A 17,405-nucleotide genomic window follows, 5' to 3' on the forward strand; every position below is an offset into this window, starting at 1 on the left:
GCGAAATAAACAAAGGCATTAGATATACCCTTTAAACTTAGCCCAAGCCATTCCTAAAAGTTCATAAAAAAGACGCTCACTCTTTTGCAATCCCTTATAAGAAGGAAAATAAGACCACCATAAATAGTCAGAAGTTTTTTTAGATAAATAAGGACTTGGCGAAGGAATAGGTTTTAGACCATATTTTTTAAACAATGCAACAGCCCGCCACATATGAGAAGCAGAAGTAACTAAAATAAATTTTTTGTCCTTTAAAATATTCTTTAAAGCCTTTGCTTCATCTCTTGTATCAAAAACTTTCTTATTCAAGATAATATCCTCTTTAGGAACCCCTAGCATAACAGCAATTTTTTGCATTACAAGGGCATTACTCTGAGCATCATTTATAATGCCTCCAGAATATATAACTTTAGCTAAAGGAAACATTTTTTTTAGACGAACACTCTCTACTACTCTAGGCAAAGTCCAAGCGCTAATCTGAGAATTTGCAGGTAGAAACTCATCGCTTGTATGTCCTCCCCCAAGAACAACTATATAATCTATATCCAATTTATTATCTTGAACAGGCAAATATCTATGCTCAAAATGATACATAATTTGATCAATAAAAGGACTACAACTTACCAAATATAAAAAAATACACCCAGATAAAATTAAAACTCGCCCCACCTTGCGATAAGTTTGAGAGGCAAATTTCTTTTTCTTCCTAGTTAGCCACCAACCTAAAAGAATTATTTCTATTCCCAAAGGAAGGGGGAAAAATAATCGTGCGATTAACTTTTTTAGGGTAAAAGAAAACATATCCTTACCTTTTAATTAAAAAGTTCCCATCCTTCTCTGCAACAAAATAAAGTCCGCCAACACCAAGGCCACCATAGCCTCTAAAACAGGGACAATTCTAGGAATTGCACTAATATCGTGTCGTCCCCCAACTCTAATTTCTACTTCTCTTCCCTTAGTATCCACTGTCCTTTGGACTTTTCCTAAAGAAGGAATCGGTTTAACAGCTGCTCTTACAACAATATCCTGGCCTGAAGAGATGCCGCCTAAAATTCCACCTGCATTATTAGACATAAATCCATTAGAAGTCAAAAAATCATTGGTTTGACTACCTAACTTTTTTGCTACTTCAAAACCAGTACCAATCTCTACCCCTTTTACAGCTCCTACCCCCATCAATGCATATGCTAACCTAGCATCTAACTTATCAAATACAGGTTCCCCAAGTCCTGCAGGGACATTAAACGCTCTTATCTCAACTATGCCACCTAAAGTATCTCCTACTGACTTTACTTCTTGTATTCTATTTTCCCACTTAGGAATAACATCTTTATCCGGAGAAAAAAAATAATTTTTTTCTATTTCATTTAAATCAATTTTTTCAACCCTAATACCACCTAATTCCAAAGTATATGCTTGAATTACTATTCCTAAAGTATTTAAAAAAGCTCTTGCTATACTTCCTCCTACTACTCGGGAAACAGTTTCTCTTCCAGAAGAGCGTCCTCCACCTCTATAATCCCTAAAACCATATTTCTTGTCATAAGTAAAATCAGCATGACCTGGCCTATAAATATTCTTTATTTTACTATAATCTCTAGAACGCATATCCTCATTGGCAATAAAAAAGCCAATAGCAGTTCCCGTGGTCTTACCTTCAAAAACCCCTGACAATAACTTTACTTTATCTTTTTCTTGGCGCTTTGTGCTAGAAATCCCTTTGCCAGGCCTTCTAAGGTCTAAATATTTTTGAATAAAAGCCTCACTCAAAGGAATCCCTGAAGGACAACCTTGCACTACTCCTCCTAATCCATAACCATGAGATTCTCCAAATGTCGTTAAGATAAATACTTTCCCGAAACTATCTCCACTCATTTTTAATCTTCCTTTTAATCTCTTCTCCTATTTGTTCTGGAAGTTGCCGTGCATCAATTATATATCTCGCACACTCCAAATAATAATTTTCTCTTTCTTGCATAACTTTTTTCACTTCTTCCTCTAAACTCAAATTAGTAAGAGGCGGTCTATTTTCTTTATCTAAAGATACTAAAAGTCGTTTAATTGCCGTATCTATATCTATTTTTAAATAAAATGTATATTTTTGTGATTTTAAAAAAACTCTATTTTTTTCTTTTAATATAATTCCACCGCCTGTGGCAAGAACTAAATTATCTTTATTTTCAAAAGAAAATAAAGCCTTGCTCTCTATTTCTCTAAAATAATTCCATCCTTTATTTTGAATTATATCTAAAATACTTTTCCCCTCTTGTTTAGATATAAAAACATCAAGATCAACAAAATTTTTACCTATTTTTTTAGCAACAATTTTCCCAATTGTAGATTTTCCACATGCCCGTGGTCCTAATAAATAAATATTTTGTTTTACTTGTTTGCCCATTCTAGCTCCAATCTTTTAAGTTCTTCTGCACTATAGGAAGGCATATCATACATGCCCTGCAAATATCTTTGACGCCAAGCTTCATATAAAATAATTGCTGCAGCTACAGAAACATTAAAACTCTGAACCATACCATACATTGGTATATATAGTTCCTCTGAGACCAAAGCACATAAGTCTTCTTCCACTCCCCTATGCTCATTACCTAAAATAACAGCAACAGGTTGAGTAAAATCTATATCTATAATCTTTTTTGCTTGTTTAGAAAAACCTGTTCGGATCAACTTAAATCCCTGTTTTGATAAAAAAGTTATCATAGAAGATGGATTGGTGTGTCTCACTGTTTTTACCCATTTTTTAGCAGAGGCAGAACTTTTTCTACCTAAAACAGGAAAGGCCTCTTGCGTATATAACAAATGAACCTCTGGAACACCAAACGCATCACAACTCCGTAAAATAGCAGAAACATTATGGGGATCGTGAATATTATTCAAAACCAAAGAAAGCGTCTTCTGCCTAGTACTTAAAACTTTTTTTATTTTCTGTTGTCTTTGCGGAGTTAATGTATCCCAAATATTTTTCATCGTCCTATCCTTCTCTCCCTCACAGATTATCATCTATCTTTGCAAATAAATTAAATATTCTTGATTACCTTTCGGCCCTTTAATTTTAGAAGGTACCATCCCTATCCATCTTAATTTTAAGTCTTTAGTTACAAAAATCTCCATTGCCTTTAAAACTTCTTGTATTTTTTGAGCAGACTTCACTACTCCTTTTACTGTTTCTCCTTTTCCCACCTCAAATTGAGGTTTTACTAAAGCTATAACCTCTCCTTGTGATTTTAAAAACTTTATACACGAAGGTAAAACAAGCTTTAAAGAAATAAAAGAACAATCTACAACAATTAAATCTACTAATTCGGGCAAAATATCTAAAGAAGCATACCTTATATTAATTTTTTCCAAATTAACTACTCTTTTATCTTGTCTAAGTTTCCAATCCAATTGTCCCTGTCCTACATCTAAAGCATAAACTCTCTTTGCTCCAAACTGAAGTAAGCAGTCTGTAAAGCCACCTGTTGAAGCACCAACATCCAAACAAACCTTATTTAAAACCTGGATTTTAAAATACTCTAAGGCAGTTAATAATTTATAGCCTCCTCTACTTACAAAACGCTCTTTTTCTTTAACTTTAAAATCAGTATCAAGTGGTAATTGGTCCCCTGGTTTATTTACCTTTTGCCACTCTTTTCCTTTCAAATACCAAACAACTCCTGCCATAATATGACGTTTGGCCTTTTCTCTAGAAGATAAAACTCCCTTTTCCACTAATAATTGATCTGCTCTTTTCTTTTTCATTTTAAAATTACTTGCTTTCTCCTTTGTCCTAACTTAAAATTTTTGTTTTATAACACCTAATAATAAATGTGTATTTAAATTAAGCTAGGAGAAGAAAGTTGTCTACAAAATCACCTCAAAAAATACCTGTAAAAATAAAATTTTTATCGTCTATCCTCCATTCCTTAAATCTAGACTATGCTACCAGTTTCTCTGCTGGGTTAGATTTAAGGGCTTGTTTTAAAGAAAATCAACTAACCTTCAAACCCAGAGAAAGAAAAAAAATACCTACAGGTATTGCTATTGAAATATTAGAACCAAGTATTGCTGGCTTTGTATTTTCTAGAAGTGGTCTTGGGACTAAACAAGGACTAGTAATAACTCAAGGAGTAGGAGTAATAGACCCTGATTATAGAGGAGAGATATTTGTCTCTCTGCTCAATATAAGTGAAGAAGATCAAACTATTATCCAAGGAGAAAGGATTGCTCAACTAATCTTTTTACCTTTTTTTCAAGCCCAAATTATACCTACTGACAACCTTTCTTATTCCACAAGAGGCAACGGAGGTTTTGGACATACAGGAAAACTGTAAAATAAAAGTTTATTTTTGGGAGAAATTAAAATGTCTAATATTTTAAATTTATTTAAAAAAAAAGAAGCTACGCTTCTTTTTCCTACTTATGGCAGGTATCCAGTAGCTATCCAAAAAGGACAAGATTATTTTTTATATGATTTCTCAGGAAAAAAATATTATGACTTTTTAAGCGGAATTGCAGTATGTATTTTGGGTTATAATCACCCTGAAATTACCAAAGTTATCTGTGCTCAATCTAAAAAACTTATCCACATAAGTAATTTATTTTATCAAGAAGAACAATTAGAACTAGCAACCAAACTTCAAAAATTTGCTCCAAACTTTAAGATATTTTTTTGTAATTCAGGTGCAGAAGCTAATGAAGGCGCTATAAAATTAGTTAGAAAATACTTTCACTCCTTTAAAAAACAAGATCGCTTTGAAATTATTACTTTTAGTAATTCATTCCACGGTAGAACGTTAGCAACTTTAAGCGCAACAGGCCAAGACAAGATTAAAAAAGGTTTTTCGCCTCTTGTTCCAGGCTTTACAATACTCCCCTTTAATGATCCTGAAGCCTTAAAAAAACACGCTTCCAATCAAACTGCTGCAATTATGCTTGAGGTAATTCAAGGTGAAGGCGGTATAATCCCTGTAAAACCCCAATTTGTTAGCGCATTAAAAGAAGTTTGCACTCAAAATGATATTCTCCTAGTCATAGATGAAATACAAACAGGCATGGGAAGGACAGGTAAATTTTGGGCCCACGAACATTTTGATCTCAAGCCAGATATAATTACCCTTGCTAAAGGACTTGGAAATGGATTTCCTATTGGCGCAGTCTTGGCAAAACCAAATATTGCTGATGCCCTTGGCCCAGGTAGCCATGGAACTACTTTTGGTGGAAACGCCCTTGCTTGCAAAGTAGCCACAACTGTTCTTGAAATTATAGAGAAAAACAACCTCATTTTTCAGGCCCAAGAAAAAGGCGCCAACCTGAAACAACACCTTCAACTTTTACAAAAAAAATTCCCAGACCAAATCAAAGAAATTAGAGGAAAAGGCTTAATGTTAGGCATAGAACTGAAACAAAACGCTAAACAGATCTGGGAATCCTTACTTAAAAATGGCTTTATTCTTAATCTCACCCAAGAAAATGTGTTGCGACTTTTACCTCCTCTTATAATAGAAACAGAAGCTATACTTGCTTTTATCGCTAATTTAGAAGATATCTTATCTAAACAAAGTTAACTCCTTAAACTTGCAGCCGCTAACCTTATCTTTTAAGGTTAGCGGCTATTAAAAATACCTCCATACCTTTACAATTTTTAACCCTTGATATATTAATTATCTATTAAAATTTAAAAACCCAGACATACAGCTAAAATACACATATATAATTTTATTTTAAAATTAAAATTTAAACTTTATAAAAGGGGTTAAATTATGAACCTAAGAAATCTATTACTTGGATTACTTACTCTCTGTTTAATCTCTGTAGGGCTTTGTGTTGCTCAAATTTTCTTTTCTCAACTGTGGTGGCTATATCTTTTATTAATTCTTCTTGTTGTTTTAACTGGCGGCATATATGTTGTTATCACCAAAATTTCTAATATTTCTTCTAGCGAACCAAATATAATAGAAAAAACATCTCATTCAAATTTAAATAATGAGCTCATTACCAATCTCCAAGCTGCCTCAAGGGGTAAATTTCATGATGTAATAAAACCACAAGGTCCTCCTGCTCTCCAAGAACTTCAAAAAGCATTTAATGCAATGGTTTCCTTTATCTCTGGTTTAGTCCGTTCTATGGATAATCAAAATAAAATTTTAACAGAAGTAAAGGATTTTATTAAAGATTTTAATGAAAAAATTAATGAACAAGTCAGCAATACAGAACATATATCTCAGGAAGTTGCAGATGCTGCAGACCAATCTACAGAAGATGCAAAAACCATTTATTATTCTATTCAAGACATGTCTACTGCCACAACAGAAATTGCAGAATCTGTTGCCAAAACAGCACAAAAAACAGATGAAACACAAAAACAGGCGATTTCTGCTACAGAAACTATTTCAAAACTAGCTGAGAGTTCAAAAAGTATTGGGGAAGTTATAGAGGTTATTAAAAATATTGCATCCCAAACTAATTTATTAGCCTTAAATGCTACTATAGAAGCTGCACGCGCAGGAGAAGCAGGAAAAGGATTTGCTGTGGTTGCTAATGAAGTTAAAGACTTAGCCAAACAAACAGGGGAAGCAACAGAAGAAATTACAAAAATGATTGAAGAAATCCAAAATGATATTAAAAATGCAGTCCACAGTGTAAATGCGATTACTGAAAGCATCAAAGAAGTAAACGACCTAGCTAATACTATAGCTAGTGCTACCGAAGAACAAACAGTTACAATGAATGATATAACTTCAAATGTAAAACGTACCACAGAAGCCGCAGAAAAGGTCAAAGAGCGTAGTGCTGTACTCTTAGAATCAACTCAAAAATTTGTAGAAATTTTACCTAAAATGTCTTTAATTTATGAAAGTATAGATAGAGTAAATAAAGCAAGTACTATTATTATTTCCAGGACAAGCATAAATCCACATCTTGAAGCAGAATTAGATAAATATATTAGTGAAAGCTCAAAATTACACAATATCTTATACAAACATCTAGCATGGATTAATGCTGTGATGAGCGGTATTGTTCAAAATACTCCACCAGAAGTTGAAACAGACAGCTCTAAATGTGCCCTAGGAAAGTTTTTACAAACCTATCAAACCAAAAATCCAGAGATAAAAAAACTTCTAGAAGAATTAAAACCTATGCACGACAAATTACATGCCTCTGCGACTAAAATACATGAAGCTATTGTAAATAAAGAACCTACCGTGGTCATTTTAAACCTATTTAAATCTGAAATATCTCCTACTATTAATCGTTTCTTAGAGCTTTTAACTAAGTGGGTAGATATAGAAGACAAAACAGAAGAAAAAAAACAATTAACCGCCTTGGGAAAAGAATTAAAAGAAGATGAGTTTATGAAATGGGGAGCAAAATTTGAATTGGGTATACCCAGCATAGATAAACAGCATAAGAATCTAGTAAACATGTTAAACAAGTTGTTCCACGCCATGCAAAAAGGAGACAACTCAGCTATTGGAAACATCTTAAATGAACTTGCAGAATACACCGTGTATCACTTTCAAACTGAAGAAAAATATTTTGACCAATATAATTATCCAGAAACAGAGGAACATAAAAAAATCCACGCTCATTTGGTAGAAAAAGTTTTAGAATTTAAACAAAAATTTGAAAGTGGAGAAGAATTATTATCCCATGAACTTATGAACTTTTTAAAAGATTGGTTAACTAATCATATTTGCTTTACAGATAAAAAATATGCCCCGTTTCTAAAAGAAAAAGGAGTCCAATAAAGTTCTCTAAAAAGATTTATATATGCTCTACAAGATTTTCTAATCTATCAAAGGGAGTGCCTATTTTTTTTACCGGGCGTTTAACAATAATAAGTCGAATATTGTGTTTTTTTGTAAAGAGGTCCTTTTCTTCTAGGCCACCTTGTTTACCACTTGATTTTGTAACCAAGACTTGAATATTCTTAGGTAAGATTATTCTTTCCCATTCTACAATACTCAATCTAGGGGGAAGGGGCAAAATGTTCTTTTTATTTATACCCAAGGAAATGACTTTATTATAGCTTTTCTCAAGTACTTTAATCCAAAACGGGATATTTGCCGCAAAACAATCCCTATAAGTTAATAAATTCTTTAATCCTATAGTTAAGAGAAAAGGACGCCTCCACTTTAAAAGTAAATGCTTGGCTTCTATATGATCAGCAACTAAAAAGACATGCTCGCCACGAGGTAGCCATTCTGGCCTAATATAGGATAATAAAGGGATATTAAACTCTTTACAAACCTTAAAAGCCAGTTCACTAATCCTACAAGCAAAAGGATGGGTAATATCTATTACTGTTTGGATATCTTCTGTTTGAAGAAGGTGAACAAATTTTTCAAGAGTAAGGGGACCCTCTATTCTTTTTATATTCAAAGGAAGCTTTAAGTCCCAATCAGTAAGAGTTGAAACAATGGGACGAATTTTTCTTTGATTTAAAAGACGTAAGACATCTCTTGTCTCTGATGTTCCTCCAAGAATCAAAACTGTTTTCATCTAGCTAAATAATCTCTTAACCAACGTAATATATTAAAAGAAACCAATAAAGCTCCTTCCCAACGAGAAAGCCTCCAACCCGTTCGCATTAAAATAAGTAAACCAAAAACTGCTATTACAGAAATTTTTAAATTCAAAAGACCAATGGGAGAAATAGTTAAGGGATGAATTAACGCTGTAATACCCAAAACCCCTGCAAAATTAAAAATATCGCTTCCTATTAAATTTCCAACCAAAATTTCATTTCTCCCTCTAACTGCGGCAGCCAAGGAAGTAGCTAATTCTGGCAAAGAAGTCCCTGCAGCCACAATGGTTACCCCAATAAACCACTCACTTAATCCAAAATACCTAGCCAACGTAGAAGCATGTTCAACTAATAAATTTGCCCCTAAAGCCAATAAAACAACACCTAGGCCAAGCCTTGGGTAGTCCCACCACTTACATTTCCTATACACTACATCTACTTCTATAGGCAGTCTAGATCCCTTACTAGCAATCCAAAACAAATATCCTCCAAAAATTAATAACAATCCTATACCTGCTATCCTGCCCATGGATAGATCCCACAAAGATAACATAACCCAAGAAATTACAAATAGTAAAAAAATTCCATCTCTTAAAACCATTTTTTTATCTATTCTAAGAGGCCTAATTAAAGCCATTGTTCCCAAAATAATACCCAAATTAAAAATATTAGAACCCACTACATTAGATACAGAAATATTAGAAAGCCCCTTGATAGCAGATAAAAATGTTACCATAAACTCTGGTAAAGAAGTACCCATTGCTACAATAGTTAAACCAACAACTAATTCAGAAATCCTAAATTTAGCCGCAATTGCAGATGCACTATCAACAACATAATCAGCCCCATACCACAGAAGACCAGCTCCAAGTACTATAAATAAAACATCTATCCACATTTATTAAACACTCCTAAGCAATAATTTTTTCTTCTTTTCATCCCATTCAGGTTCTTTCCAAAAAAAATCTTTCCTATTTTTCAATCCTGCGCAAACCTCTGTACTCTCCTTCTCCCTTAAAAAAAGTACACCAAACTCTGTATGTCCACTTTGTCTTACTTTGGGCGCAAATACCAATAAAAAAGATGCAGCTAAAGTTAGGTCTTCCTTACTCCAGTTTGTACCCTTTCTTGCCAAACCTAGAGGTCCAGGAAAGTCTTTGATTTTTAATATAATATCTTCTGAAGAGCTTAATTTTATTAGGCTTTCATTATCTTCTTTATTGCGTCCAATTATTAACCATTTATTGCCCCACCAAAACTGTCTTCCAACTTTACAAAGTAAAAAATCAATAGATAACGGAGAAGAAATCTTAGAAATTAGCATTAGATAACGTTTGCCCATTTCAGGATCTGTAAGCAAACAGCCTCCCGCAGGAGAAGGAATTTCTTCTAATCCAAGTTGACGAGCTAATTCTAATTGAGCTTTTCGGCCTCTGCCTTTTATTCCCAAAAGTTTTTGTCTATCTACCAAGCCCAAGTCTTCTACTCTAGTTGAAGGAAGATTAAGAGCAGTAAGGGGTCTTAGTAAAATATCAGAGACTCCAGCCTCTTTTAAAATTAAAAAAAGAGTATCTCTACGTTGAGACATTGGCCTTTGACCCAACACCTCTCCACTAACAATAAAAGAGGCCCCATACATTGAAAGCATTTTTTTAACTTTTTTTAACATCAAAATCTTGCAATCCACACAAGGATTTAAAACCTTACCTAGCCCATGCTTTACATTCCCTAAAAGCATAGAAAGATATTCTTTAGAAATATCTACACCTAATAATTCTAAGCCATATAACTTTTCCCAATAATCAATTTTTTCAGGCGCTCCAAAAAAGGGAGAATAAAAATGGATTCCTAAAATATTTAGACCCTGCCTTTGAATAAGTTTTAGGGCTAAAATACTATCTAGTCCCCCAGAAAATAGACCTAAACCATGATATTTTTTCTTTAGCATAACTACTCATCTTAACCAATTTTTTCTTAGCTCTAACATTACCTTAATAAAACTCAAGAGAAAAAAAGTTAGTCTAAGCAAATATTCAACTTGACTTTTCCTGCCAACTCCTTAGGTTAATTTTTTGCTTTTTAAGACAAAAATTGCCTGTATTAATAAAGTCGCTATTATCCTGAACTAGCTAGGGGGGAAAATGGAAGCAAAATCTTTACGCCTTTTAAAGGTAAACCAAAAAGCAATTATAAAAAGTATAAGCGCTAGAGGCGAGTTAGGAAGAAGGATAAGAGATATGGGCCTATTACCAGGGACAGAAATACAAGTAGTGGGTAGAGCTCCATTAAAAGATCCTGTAGCTTTACGCTTAAAAGGATTTACTTTAACTTTAAGAAACAATGAAGCTGATTATATCTTAGTGGAGGAAATAAATGCCCCAGCAAATAATTAAAGTTGCTCTTGCTGGCAATCCTAATTCAGGTAAAACCACTCTTTTCAATGCTCTTACTGGAGCACGTCAACAAGTAGGTAATTATCCTGGAATTACTGTAGAGAAAAAAGAAGGTTTTTTAAATATAGATGACTTTTCTATTCACTTCGTAGATTTACCAGGCACTTACTCTCTAACAGCCTATTCTCAAGAAGAACTAGTAGCTAGAAACTTCCTCATTCAAGAACGCCCTGATTTAGTAGTAGATGTAATTAATGCTAGTTCCCTAGAAAGAAATCTTTACCTTGCAATTCAAATCTTAGAACTAGGCGCCCCTCTGATTTTGGTCTTGAATATGATGGATGAAGTAAGAGCCCAAGGGATCAATATCAATAGCCCTCTACTCTCTAAAAGACTAGGAGTCCCGGTGGTAGAAACTGTGGCAAGGCATGGATTGGGCAAAAAAATGTTAGTTCAAACTATTTTAAAAGAAGCTAAAAAAAAACCATCCTGGACACCTCTTATTTTATCTTATGGCCCAGACCTTGATCCTGCCTTGGAAAAAATGGTTACAGCAATAAAACAAGAAAACAACAATGCCTTTCCCTATCCTCCTCATTGGCTAGCTCTTAAAATCTTGGAAAACGATGAGGAGATAAAAGGTATTATTTTAAAAGAAAACCCTAAGTTATATAAGAAGTTAGACCAAATCTACCAAGAAGTAAGCGCCCATTGTGAAAAAACTCTTAACACCTATCCAGAAGCAATAATAGCAGACTATAGATACGGTTTTATATCCTCTCTTTTAAAAGATGTTGTCCAAAAAAATACTCACGCTGAACGCATTGCTGTTTCTGATAAAATAGACAAAATACTAACCCATAAATTCATAGGCCCATTGCTTATGTTTGGAGTACTTTATGCAGTGTATAAGTTAACCTTTTCCCTAGGGGAATATCCTCTTACCTGGGTAAGCAATCTCTTTGATTTTTTAGCAAATACCGTAAACAACATCCTTCCAGACGGTCTATTAAAATCTCTTATTGTCTCTGGCATTATTGGTGGAGTAGGTGGAGTAGTTAGCTTTGTCCCCTTAATAGCCCTTATGTTTTTATTTTTATCCTTTTTAGAAGACTCTGGATATATGGCTAGAGTTGCCTATATGTTAGACAGAGTATTTCGTATATTTGGACTGCATGGCAGTTCAATTATGCCCTTTATTATATCAGGTGGCATTGCAGGTGGATGTGCTGTACCAGGGGTTATGGCTGCAAGAACCCTTAGAAGCCCTAAAGAAAAGTTGGCTACAATTCTTACTGTCCCCTTTATGACCTGTGGAGCAAAACTACCTCTTTTTATCCTTTTAACTGGAACATTTTTCCCTCAAAATAAAGCTAGCATACTCTTTCTAATCTCTATGCTCGGCTGGGTAGTTGCTCTTTTAGTGGCCAAAATTCTCCGCTCTACAATAATTAGAGGACCTGCCACTCCGTTTGTTATGGAACTCCCTCCCTATAGATTGCCTACATGGCAAGGATTATTTATCCACTCTTGGGAAAAAACATGGCTATATCTAAAAAAAGCAGGCACTGTAATTCTGGCTATCTCTATTTTAATTTGGGCTCTCATGACATTTCCTACCTTACCCAAACAAAAAATAAACTTTTATCAAAAACAAATTGATCAAATTCAATCCCAAATATCCCGATTAAAAAAGAGTAATCCTCTTAATGATAAAATAAAAACGCTTCTCGCCCAACAACAAAAGCTTAAAAATAAACTCCAAAACGAACAACTAACCAATTCTTTTGCAGGAAGGATTGGTCAGGCTTTAGAAAAAGTCACCATTTTGGCAGGCTTTGACTGGAAAACTAATATTGCCTTAATTGGAGGTTTTGCAGCTAAAGAAGTAATTGTATCTACCTTGGGCACTGCCTATTCCTTAGGTGGCAATGCGGATAACTCTGTATCTTTAGCAGAAAAATTAAAAAATGATCCGTCTTGGAATACAGCAAAAGCTCTTGCTCTTATGGTCTTTGTACTTTTATATGCTCCTTGCATGGTTACTATTGTAACGATTGCTAAAGAAGAAAGCTGGAAATGGGCAGGATTTTCTCTTATCTTTAATACAATAGTGGCCTTTATATTGGCTATTTTAACGTATAATGTATTTAGTTAAAAAGAAGATTTAATATAACTAAATTAGTTGAAAAATCCTTTAAAAAGCAGCAAATTTATCAGAATTAGAAAAAATGCCCTTGCACGATGGTTACTTGAAGAAATTATAGCAGAAAAAATAGGATCTCCTTCAGATGACAAAATATTAAAGCAAATAAAAAAACACGTAACAATTGAATACAAATAACAAATATTTTAGGGAAATATAAATGCCATAAATATTATTTGATATTTTGAAAAGATTTAAATGCAGTTAAAGATGCCAAGATAGAGATAAAAAACAATGCACATATAAGCATAGTCAAGTACGTAGGAGGCAAAAACACAAAGTCTATGCCAAACCATAGAAAAAATTTCTTTAAATAATTAACTGATACGTATACTAATAATGAAGAGGTGAGACAACTTATAACCAAAATAGTAGATGAAAACAAAATAAGAGGCTTTAATACATAAAAATCACTAGCCCCTACTAAATATAAAATTTCTATTTCTTCTCTTTTATCTAACAATAACAGCCTTAAAGAAAGAAAAATTAATACGAGTACAATAATTGATAAACCCAATAATACTGGCAAAATCAAAGTAGAAGCAATCTTTTGCCAATTTTTTAGCAAAGAAATTTTTGTTTTACTAAAAACAACTCCTCGGACTAGAGGAAAAGATTCGATTTTTTTTAAAGTATTAAATACTTGCTGTTTGTGGATGGCATTATATTTAAGTTTAAAAACAGTGGTTACAGGAAATTCAATCTCTGTTAATAAAAAATCTTTTACTTTTATATTTTTTAATAAATCTTCTTTAATTTGCTCTCTACTTATATTTTTTACAAAAATTAAATTATAATCTTCTATTAATTTGTTTATCGCCTCTGATATTTGAGAGGGGCGACAATAAGACTGCCAAATTACATTAATGTTAATATAATTAGCTTTTTCATAAAAAATTTTTCCATTATAAAATAATGTACAAGTAAATACTACAAGGAATAATAAAAAAACAGAGGAAATAAAAACAAAACCTATTATTCCTTTATTTTCTCTAAAAATTATATTCGTACTCTGCATAAATAATACTCTTAAAAATTTTTTGCTTCTATATTCCCTTCTTGTAAATACAAAATTTTTGCTCTATCTTGTCTTGAAACCAATTCTTCGTTATGAGTAGCCATTACTATAGTTGTCCCATGTAAGTTAAACTGATTAAATACACTAAGAAGATGTAAAGACAAAGTTTTATCTAAATTACCTGTTGGCTCATCTGCTAATAAAATTTTAGGATTTACTACCATAGCTCTGGCAATTGCTACTCTTTGTTGTTCTCCACCTGATAATTCATCACACCTAACCGATGCTTTATTATATAGACCAATACTTCTTAATACAGCCCTTACTCTTTTTTGAATCTGAAGAGTTGGTTTTTTCTGAACTACCAAAGGCAAGGCCACATTTTCAAACACAGTGAGTTTAGTAAGAATTTTAAAATCCTGCAGGACTATACTAACCTCTCTTTTCAATAAATAATGTTTGCGAGTTGGTAATTTTTTTAAGTCATATCCTGCAACCTTAATCTCTCCTCCTTTTGGGAACAAATCGGCATGTAAAAGTTTTAACAAAGTAGTTTTGCCAGCACCTGAGGGCCCTGTTATAAATAAAAAATCTCCTTTTTCTAAGTCAAAAGAGATATTTTTTAATGCCCAGTTACGTCCAAAACTATAAGAAACATTTTTAAGATGAATCATTATTTATCCGATATTTTTTCTTTGTCTTCTTGTACTGATTCTGTCTTTTTCTTTTTTTTAGCCTTAACAGTAATTTTCTCCCATAGCTCTTTTGCAGGTGTAAATCCAGCATCTTTTTCCAAAACTTTTTTAAGATATTTTAAGGCATTATTTATATTACCTAAGTTAACATAAGCCACTGCTAAATTATACATAACCTTCTCATTTTCAGGTTCCTTTTTTAAAGCCTGTTTGTACACTTTAATAGCATCATCTATTTTACCTTGTTTCCTAAAAGATACTGCTAGGTTATTTAAAGTATCAACAGTAAGGGTATCAAAAAGCATAGGTCCAAAATCTCGCATTACTTCTTCAACTAAATCTAGTTGCAAATAAATATTCCAAATATCTTGTTTTAATTGAGTATTTTCTGGATCTGAATTTAAGGCCATAGTAAAGTAATCTCTGGCTTTATAAAGGTCTTTTTGTATTAAATAAATCTTACCCAATAAAAATAAATTGTTGGTTGAATTAGGATTAATGTTCAATGCTTTTTCAAGAGCACCTATAGCAGATAAATAATCTTTTTCCTCTAAATAAACTTCTGCCAGTAAAGACCACGCCTTAACCATTAAAGAGCTCTCTTTAACAGCTTCTTGCAGATACTCTTTACTCTTTTCTAATTTACCTAATATCCTACAAACCTTGGCAGCTTCAAAACTAAGTCTAGCTTTTAAATGAGGATATTCTTCTATGCCTTTTTCTAACAGCGAAAGGGCTTCTTTTGGCTTATTCTTTTCTACTAACTCTTGGACTTTATGTAAAAACTCTTTTACTACATAAGAAGGATTACTTTTATTTTTTAACTGTTCTATTTTCTTTATCACAGAATCTATAGTTACTGGTTTTAATAAATATCCTTCTATACCTTCCTCTGAAGCCAATGCAATATCTTCTTTTTCTCCTTTAGATGTTGTAAAAATAAAAAGCATATCCTTGTACTTGTCATTCCTTCTTATCCAGCGCAATAAATCCAAGCCATTTAATACTGGCATTTTCCAATCAGAAATAATCAATTGAATTTCATCATAATTTTTTTCTATGATATCTTTTGCTTCTTCTCCATTAGAAGCCTCAAAAAATCTTTTAAATCCAAGGACTCTTAAAATATTTAAAATGGTTTCCCTAGCAGGTTGGATATCATCTACCACTAAAATTGCTTTATCTTTATCAAGCATTTTTCTCTCCTGTTAAATAACAGGTAAAGCAAAAACGACTACCTGTAGGTTCTACATCTTCAACCCAAATCTTCCCATCCCACATATTAACGATTCTTTGACAGATAAATAATCCTATGCCTGTGCCTTGAATCTTGGCATCTCTTTCTAAGCGTTTAAATCTTCTAAAAATTAATTCTTTATGTCCCTTAGGAATTCCCTTGCCATTATCTTCTACATAAAAAATTATAAACTTAGGGAATTTATCAGACTTTCTTCTAGATCTTCTTATCTTCCACCCTAAGATAACTTTCCCATTTTTAGGAGTATATTTAATTGCGTTAGAAAGAAGATTTTGTAAAAGGTGATACATTAAATTTTCCTCTGCATATACTTCTACTTCTGGTGCACTTTGAACAATTAACTCAATATTTTTTTCCTCTGCCAAGGGTCTAAATTCTTCTACCACTCTTTCTACTACAGGTAAAAGGTTCATCGGCCCCAATTCAGTCTTTGTTTCTTTCCAAGCATCAAGACGTGCAATTTGCAAAAATTCATTTATCATCTCTAATAATTTTTTAGCTCCGTCTAATGCCGTATCTACAATGTGCTTTTGTTCCTCACCTAAACCTAAGTACTTTAATAAATCTAAATTAGAAATAACCGCAGATAAAGGACTCTTAAAATCATGCACAACCATTTGTACTAATTCACTTCTCTCTCTAGAAGCTAATAAAAGCTCTCTTTGCTTTATAGCCAGGTGTCTAGATACCTGTTCTAATTTAGCTTGGCGCTGCTTAAGTTGAGAAAGCAAATAAGAATTCTCCACCAATGGAGAAAGCATCGAGGCATAATCTTTTAATAAGCCAAAATCATGTTCACTAAAATATTCTTTTTTTTCTGGGTCACTAGCATTTATAACCCCAATAACAGTCTTTTTTCTTTTTAAAGGAACACAAATAAGAGATGATGTTTTATAATTTCTATTTCGTACCACATGTTTAAAACGTTTTGACTTAGTTACATCTTTAAAATAAACAGGTTCGCCTGTACTAAATACATACCCTGATATTGTCTCAGGAACTATTTCTACATTTAAGCCAATCAATTTTTTATTTGTAGCTGCAACAATATTGGCCTGCTTCTTTTTCTCTTCTACTAACATAATTGACCCTTGCTTTGCTCTTACCTTTTGTAAAATTAAGCTTAAGCTTTTCTCCATTTTAGGAAAAAGCTCTTCTTCTGGGTCAATTAAAATGTTGATAATCTTTTTTAGAAAAAAAAGTTCTTGTTTAAAGTTCATTGCTAGCTATAAAATCATTATTTTTAACTTCTTTTTAAAAGGACATTACATGTTCTAAACATTTTAGGCAATCAAATTCATATCTCAATTT

The 17,405-nt window shown here is 32.9% G+C and carries 17 protein-coding genes; 5 read left to right on the plus strand and 12 right to left on the minus strand.

The features are described from left to right. Nucleotides 1–18: 18 nt before the first annotated feature. Genes BLP60_RS03805 through BLP60_RS03825 form a run of 5 tightly spaced genes read right to left on the minus strand, consistent with a single transcriptional unit; the run spans nucleotide 19 to nucleotide 3,756 of the window. Nucleotides 19–801 carry an ElyC/SanA/YdcF family protein gene (locus BLP60_RS03805; RefSeq protein ID WP_092063660.1) on the minus strand — a complete coding sequence of 261 codons (783 nt, stop codon included), beginning with the start codon at nucleotides 799–801 and terminating at the stop codon, nucleotides 19–21. Between the two features lie 15 nt (nucleotides 802–816). Further along, nucleotides 817–1,875 (minus strand): chorismate synthase, encoded by a 1,059-nt coding sequence (aroC, locus tag BLP60_RS03810; protein WP_092063663.1) that lies wholly within the window; start codon nucleotides 1,873–1,875, stop codon nucleotides 817–819. Then, nucleotides 1,862–2,398, minus strand: a complete 537-nt coding sequence (gene aroL / locus BLP60_RS03815) for a shikimate kinase AroL (protein ID WP_092063666.1) — start codon at nucleotides 2,396–2,398, stop codon at nucleotides 1,862–1,864. Before aroL ends, aroC begins: the two co-directional genes overlap by 14 nt. Next, complete coding sequence (locus BLP60_RS03820) at nucleotides 2,383–2,982, minus strand: TrmH family RNA methyltransferase (protein WP_434963928.1); 600 nt, start codon at nucleotides 2,980–2,982, stop codon at nucleotides 2,383–2,385. Before BLP60_RS03820 ends, aroL begins: the two co-directional genes overlap by 16 nt. Before the next feature lie 33 nt (nucleotides 2,983–3,015). Further along, nucleotides 3,016–3,756 (minus strand): TlyA family RNA methyltransferase, encoded by a 741-nt coding sequence (locus tag BLP60_RS03825; RefSeq protein ID WP_092063669.1) that lies wholly within the window; start codon nucleotides 3,754–3,756, stop codon nucleotides 3,016–3,018. A gap of 98 nt (nucleotides 3,757–3,854) precedes the next feature. Here BLP60_RS03825 and dut point away from each other — a divergent pair, with 98 nt between their 5' ends. The 3 genes from dut (at nucleotide 3,855) to BLP60_RS03840 (ending at nucleotide 7,745) form a co-directional block, all read left to right on the plus strand. After that, the gene (gene dut / locus BLP60_RS03830; protein ID WP_092063672.1) at nucleotides 3,855–4,328 is read left to right on the plus strand and encodes a dUTP diphosphatase; all 474 of its coding nucleotides are present in this window, start codon (nucleotides 3,855–3,857) and stop codon (nucleotides 4,326–4,328) included. A gap of 30 nt (nucleotides 4,329–4,358) precedes the next feature. Then, on the plus strand, nucleotides 4,359–5,561 hold the full coding sequence (locus BLP60_RS03835; protein ID WP_092063675.1) for an aspartate aminotransferase family protein: 1,203 nt from the start codon (nucleotides 4,359–4,361) through the stop codon (nucleotides 5,559–5,561). Nucleotides 5,562–5,756: 195 nt separating this feature from the next. After that, nucleotides 5,757–7,745 (plus strand): bacteriohemerythrin, encoded by a 1,989-nt coding sequence (locus BLP60_RS03840; protein ID WP_092063678.1) that lies wholly within the window; start codon nucleotides 5,757–5,759, stop codon nucleotides 7,743–7,745. A 16-nt stretch (nucleotides 7,746–7,761) separates the two neighbouring features. Here BLP60_RS03840 and BLP60_RS03845 read toward each other — a convergent pair whose 3' ends face one another. The 3 genes from BLP60_RS03845 to BLP60_RS03855 are packed head-to-tail and all read right to left on the minus strand — an operon-like array spanning nucleotide 7,762 to nucleotide 10,472. After that, complete coding sequence (locus BLP60_RS03845) at nucleotides 7,762–8,499, minus strand: precorrin-6A/cobalt-precorrin-6A reductase (RefSeq protein WP_092063681.1); 738 nt, start codon at nucleotides 8,497–8,499, stop codon at nucleotides 7,762–7,764. Further along, a complete protein-coding gene (locus tag BLP60_RS03850; RefSeq protein WP_092063684.1) occupies nucleotides 8,496–9,422 on the minus strand; it encodes a calcium/sodium antiporter in 927 nt (308 codons plus the stop codon). Before BLP60_RS03850 ends, BLP60_RS03845 begins: the two co-directional genes overlap by 4 nt. Nucleotides 9,423–9,425: 3 nt before the next feature. Continuing rightward, nucleotides 9,426–10,472: a DUF814 domain-containing protein gene (locus BLP60_RS03855; protein WP_092063687.1), complete on the minus strand. Its 1,047-nt coding sequence runs from the start codon at nucleotides 10,470–10,472 to the stop codon at nucleotides 9,426–9,428. A 193-nt stretch (nucleotides 10,473–10,665) separates the two neighbouring features. On the opposite strand from BLP60_RS03855, the gene BLP60_RS03860 reads away from it, so the two are divergent. Beyond that, nucleotides 10,666–10,917 (plus strand): FeoA family protein, encoded by a 252-nt coding sequence (locus tag BLP60_RS03860; protein ID WP_092063690.1) that lies wholly within the window; start codon nucleotides 10,666–10,668, stop codon nucleotides 10,915–10,917. After that, nucleotides 10,898–13,075 carry a ferrous iron transport protein B gene (feoB, locus tag BLP60_RS03865; RefSeq protein ID WP_092063693.1) on the plus strand — a complete coding sequence of 726 codons (2,178 nt, stop codon included), beginning with the start codon at nucleotides 10,898–10,900 and terminating at the stop codon, nucleotides 13,073–13,075. The genes BLP60_RS03860 and feoB overlap by 20 nt, the downstream gene beginning before the upstream one ends. 220 nt (nucleotides 13,076–13,295) lie before the next feature. On the opposite strand, the gene BLP60_RS03870 is transcribed toward feoB, so the two are convergent. From BLP60_RS03870 to BLP60_RS03885, 4 genes are read right to left on the minus strand one after another with little or no spacing between them, the layout of a single operon-like run. Continuing rightward, a complete protein-coding gene (locus BLP60_RS03870) occupies nucleotides 13,296–14,141 on the minus strand; it encodes a cell division protein FtsX (RefSeq protein ID WP_092063696.1) in 846 nt (281 codons plus the stop codon). 11 nt (nucleotides 14,142–14,152) lie between these two features. Continuing rightward, a complete protein-coding gene (ftsE, locus tag BLP60_RS03875) occupies nucleotides 14,153–14,815 on the minus strand; it encodes a cell division ATP-binding protein FtsE (RefSeq protein WP_092063699.1) in 663 nt (220 codons plus the stop codon). Continuing rightward, the gene (locus BLP60_RS03880; protein WP_092063702.1) at nucleotides 14,815–16,032 is read right to left on the minus strand and encodes a tetratricopeptide repeat protein; all 1,218 of its coding nucleotides are present in this window, start codon (nucleotides 16,030–16,032) and stop codon (nucleotides 14,815–14,817) included. The genes ftsE and BLP60_RS03880 overlap by 1 nt, the downstream gene beginning before the upstream one ends. Further along, the gene (locus BLP60_RS03885; protein ID WP_092063705.1) at nucleotides 16,025–17,314 is read right to left on the minus strand and encodes a GAF domain-containing sensor histidine kinase; all 1,290 of its coding nucleotides are present in this window, start codon (nucleotides 17,312–17,314) and stop codon (nucleotides 16,025–16,027) included. The genes BLP60_RS03880 and BLP60_RS03885 overlap by 8 nt, the downstream gene beginning before the upstream one ends. Between the last annotated feature and the right edge of the window lie 91 nt (nucleotides 17,315–17,405).

It is taken from the genome of Desulfonauticus submarinus (assembly GCF_900104045.1).
Classification (GTDB): domain Bacteria; phylum Desulfobacterota; class Desulfovibrionia; order Desulfovibrionales; family Desulfonatronovibrionaceae; genus Desulfonauticus; species Desulfonauticus submarinus.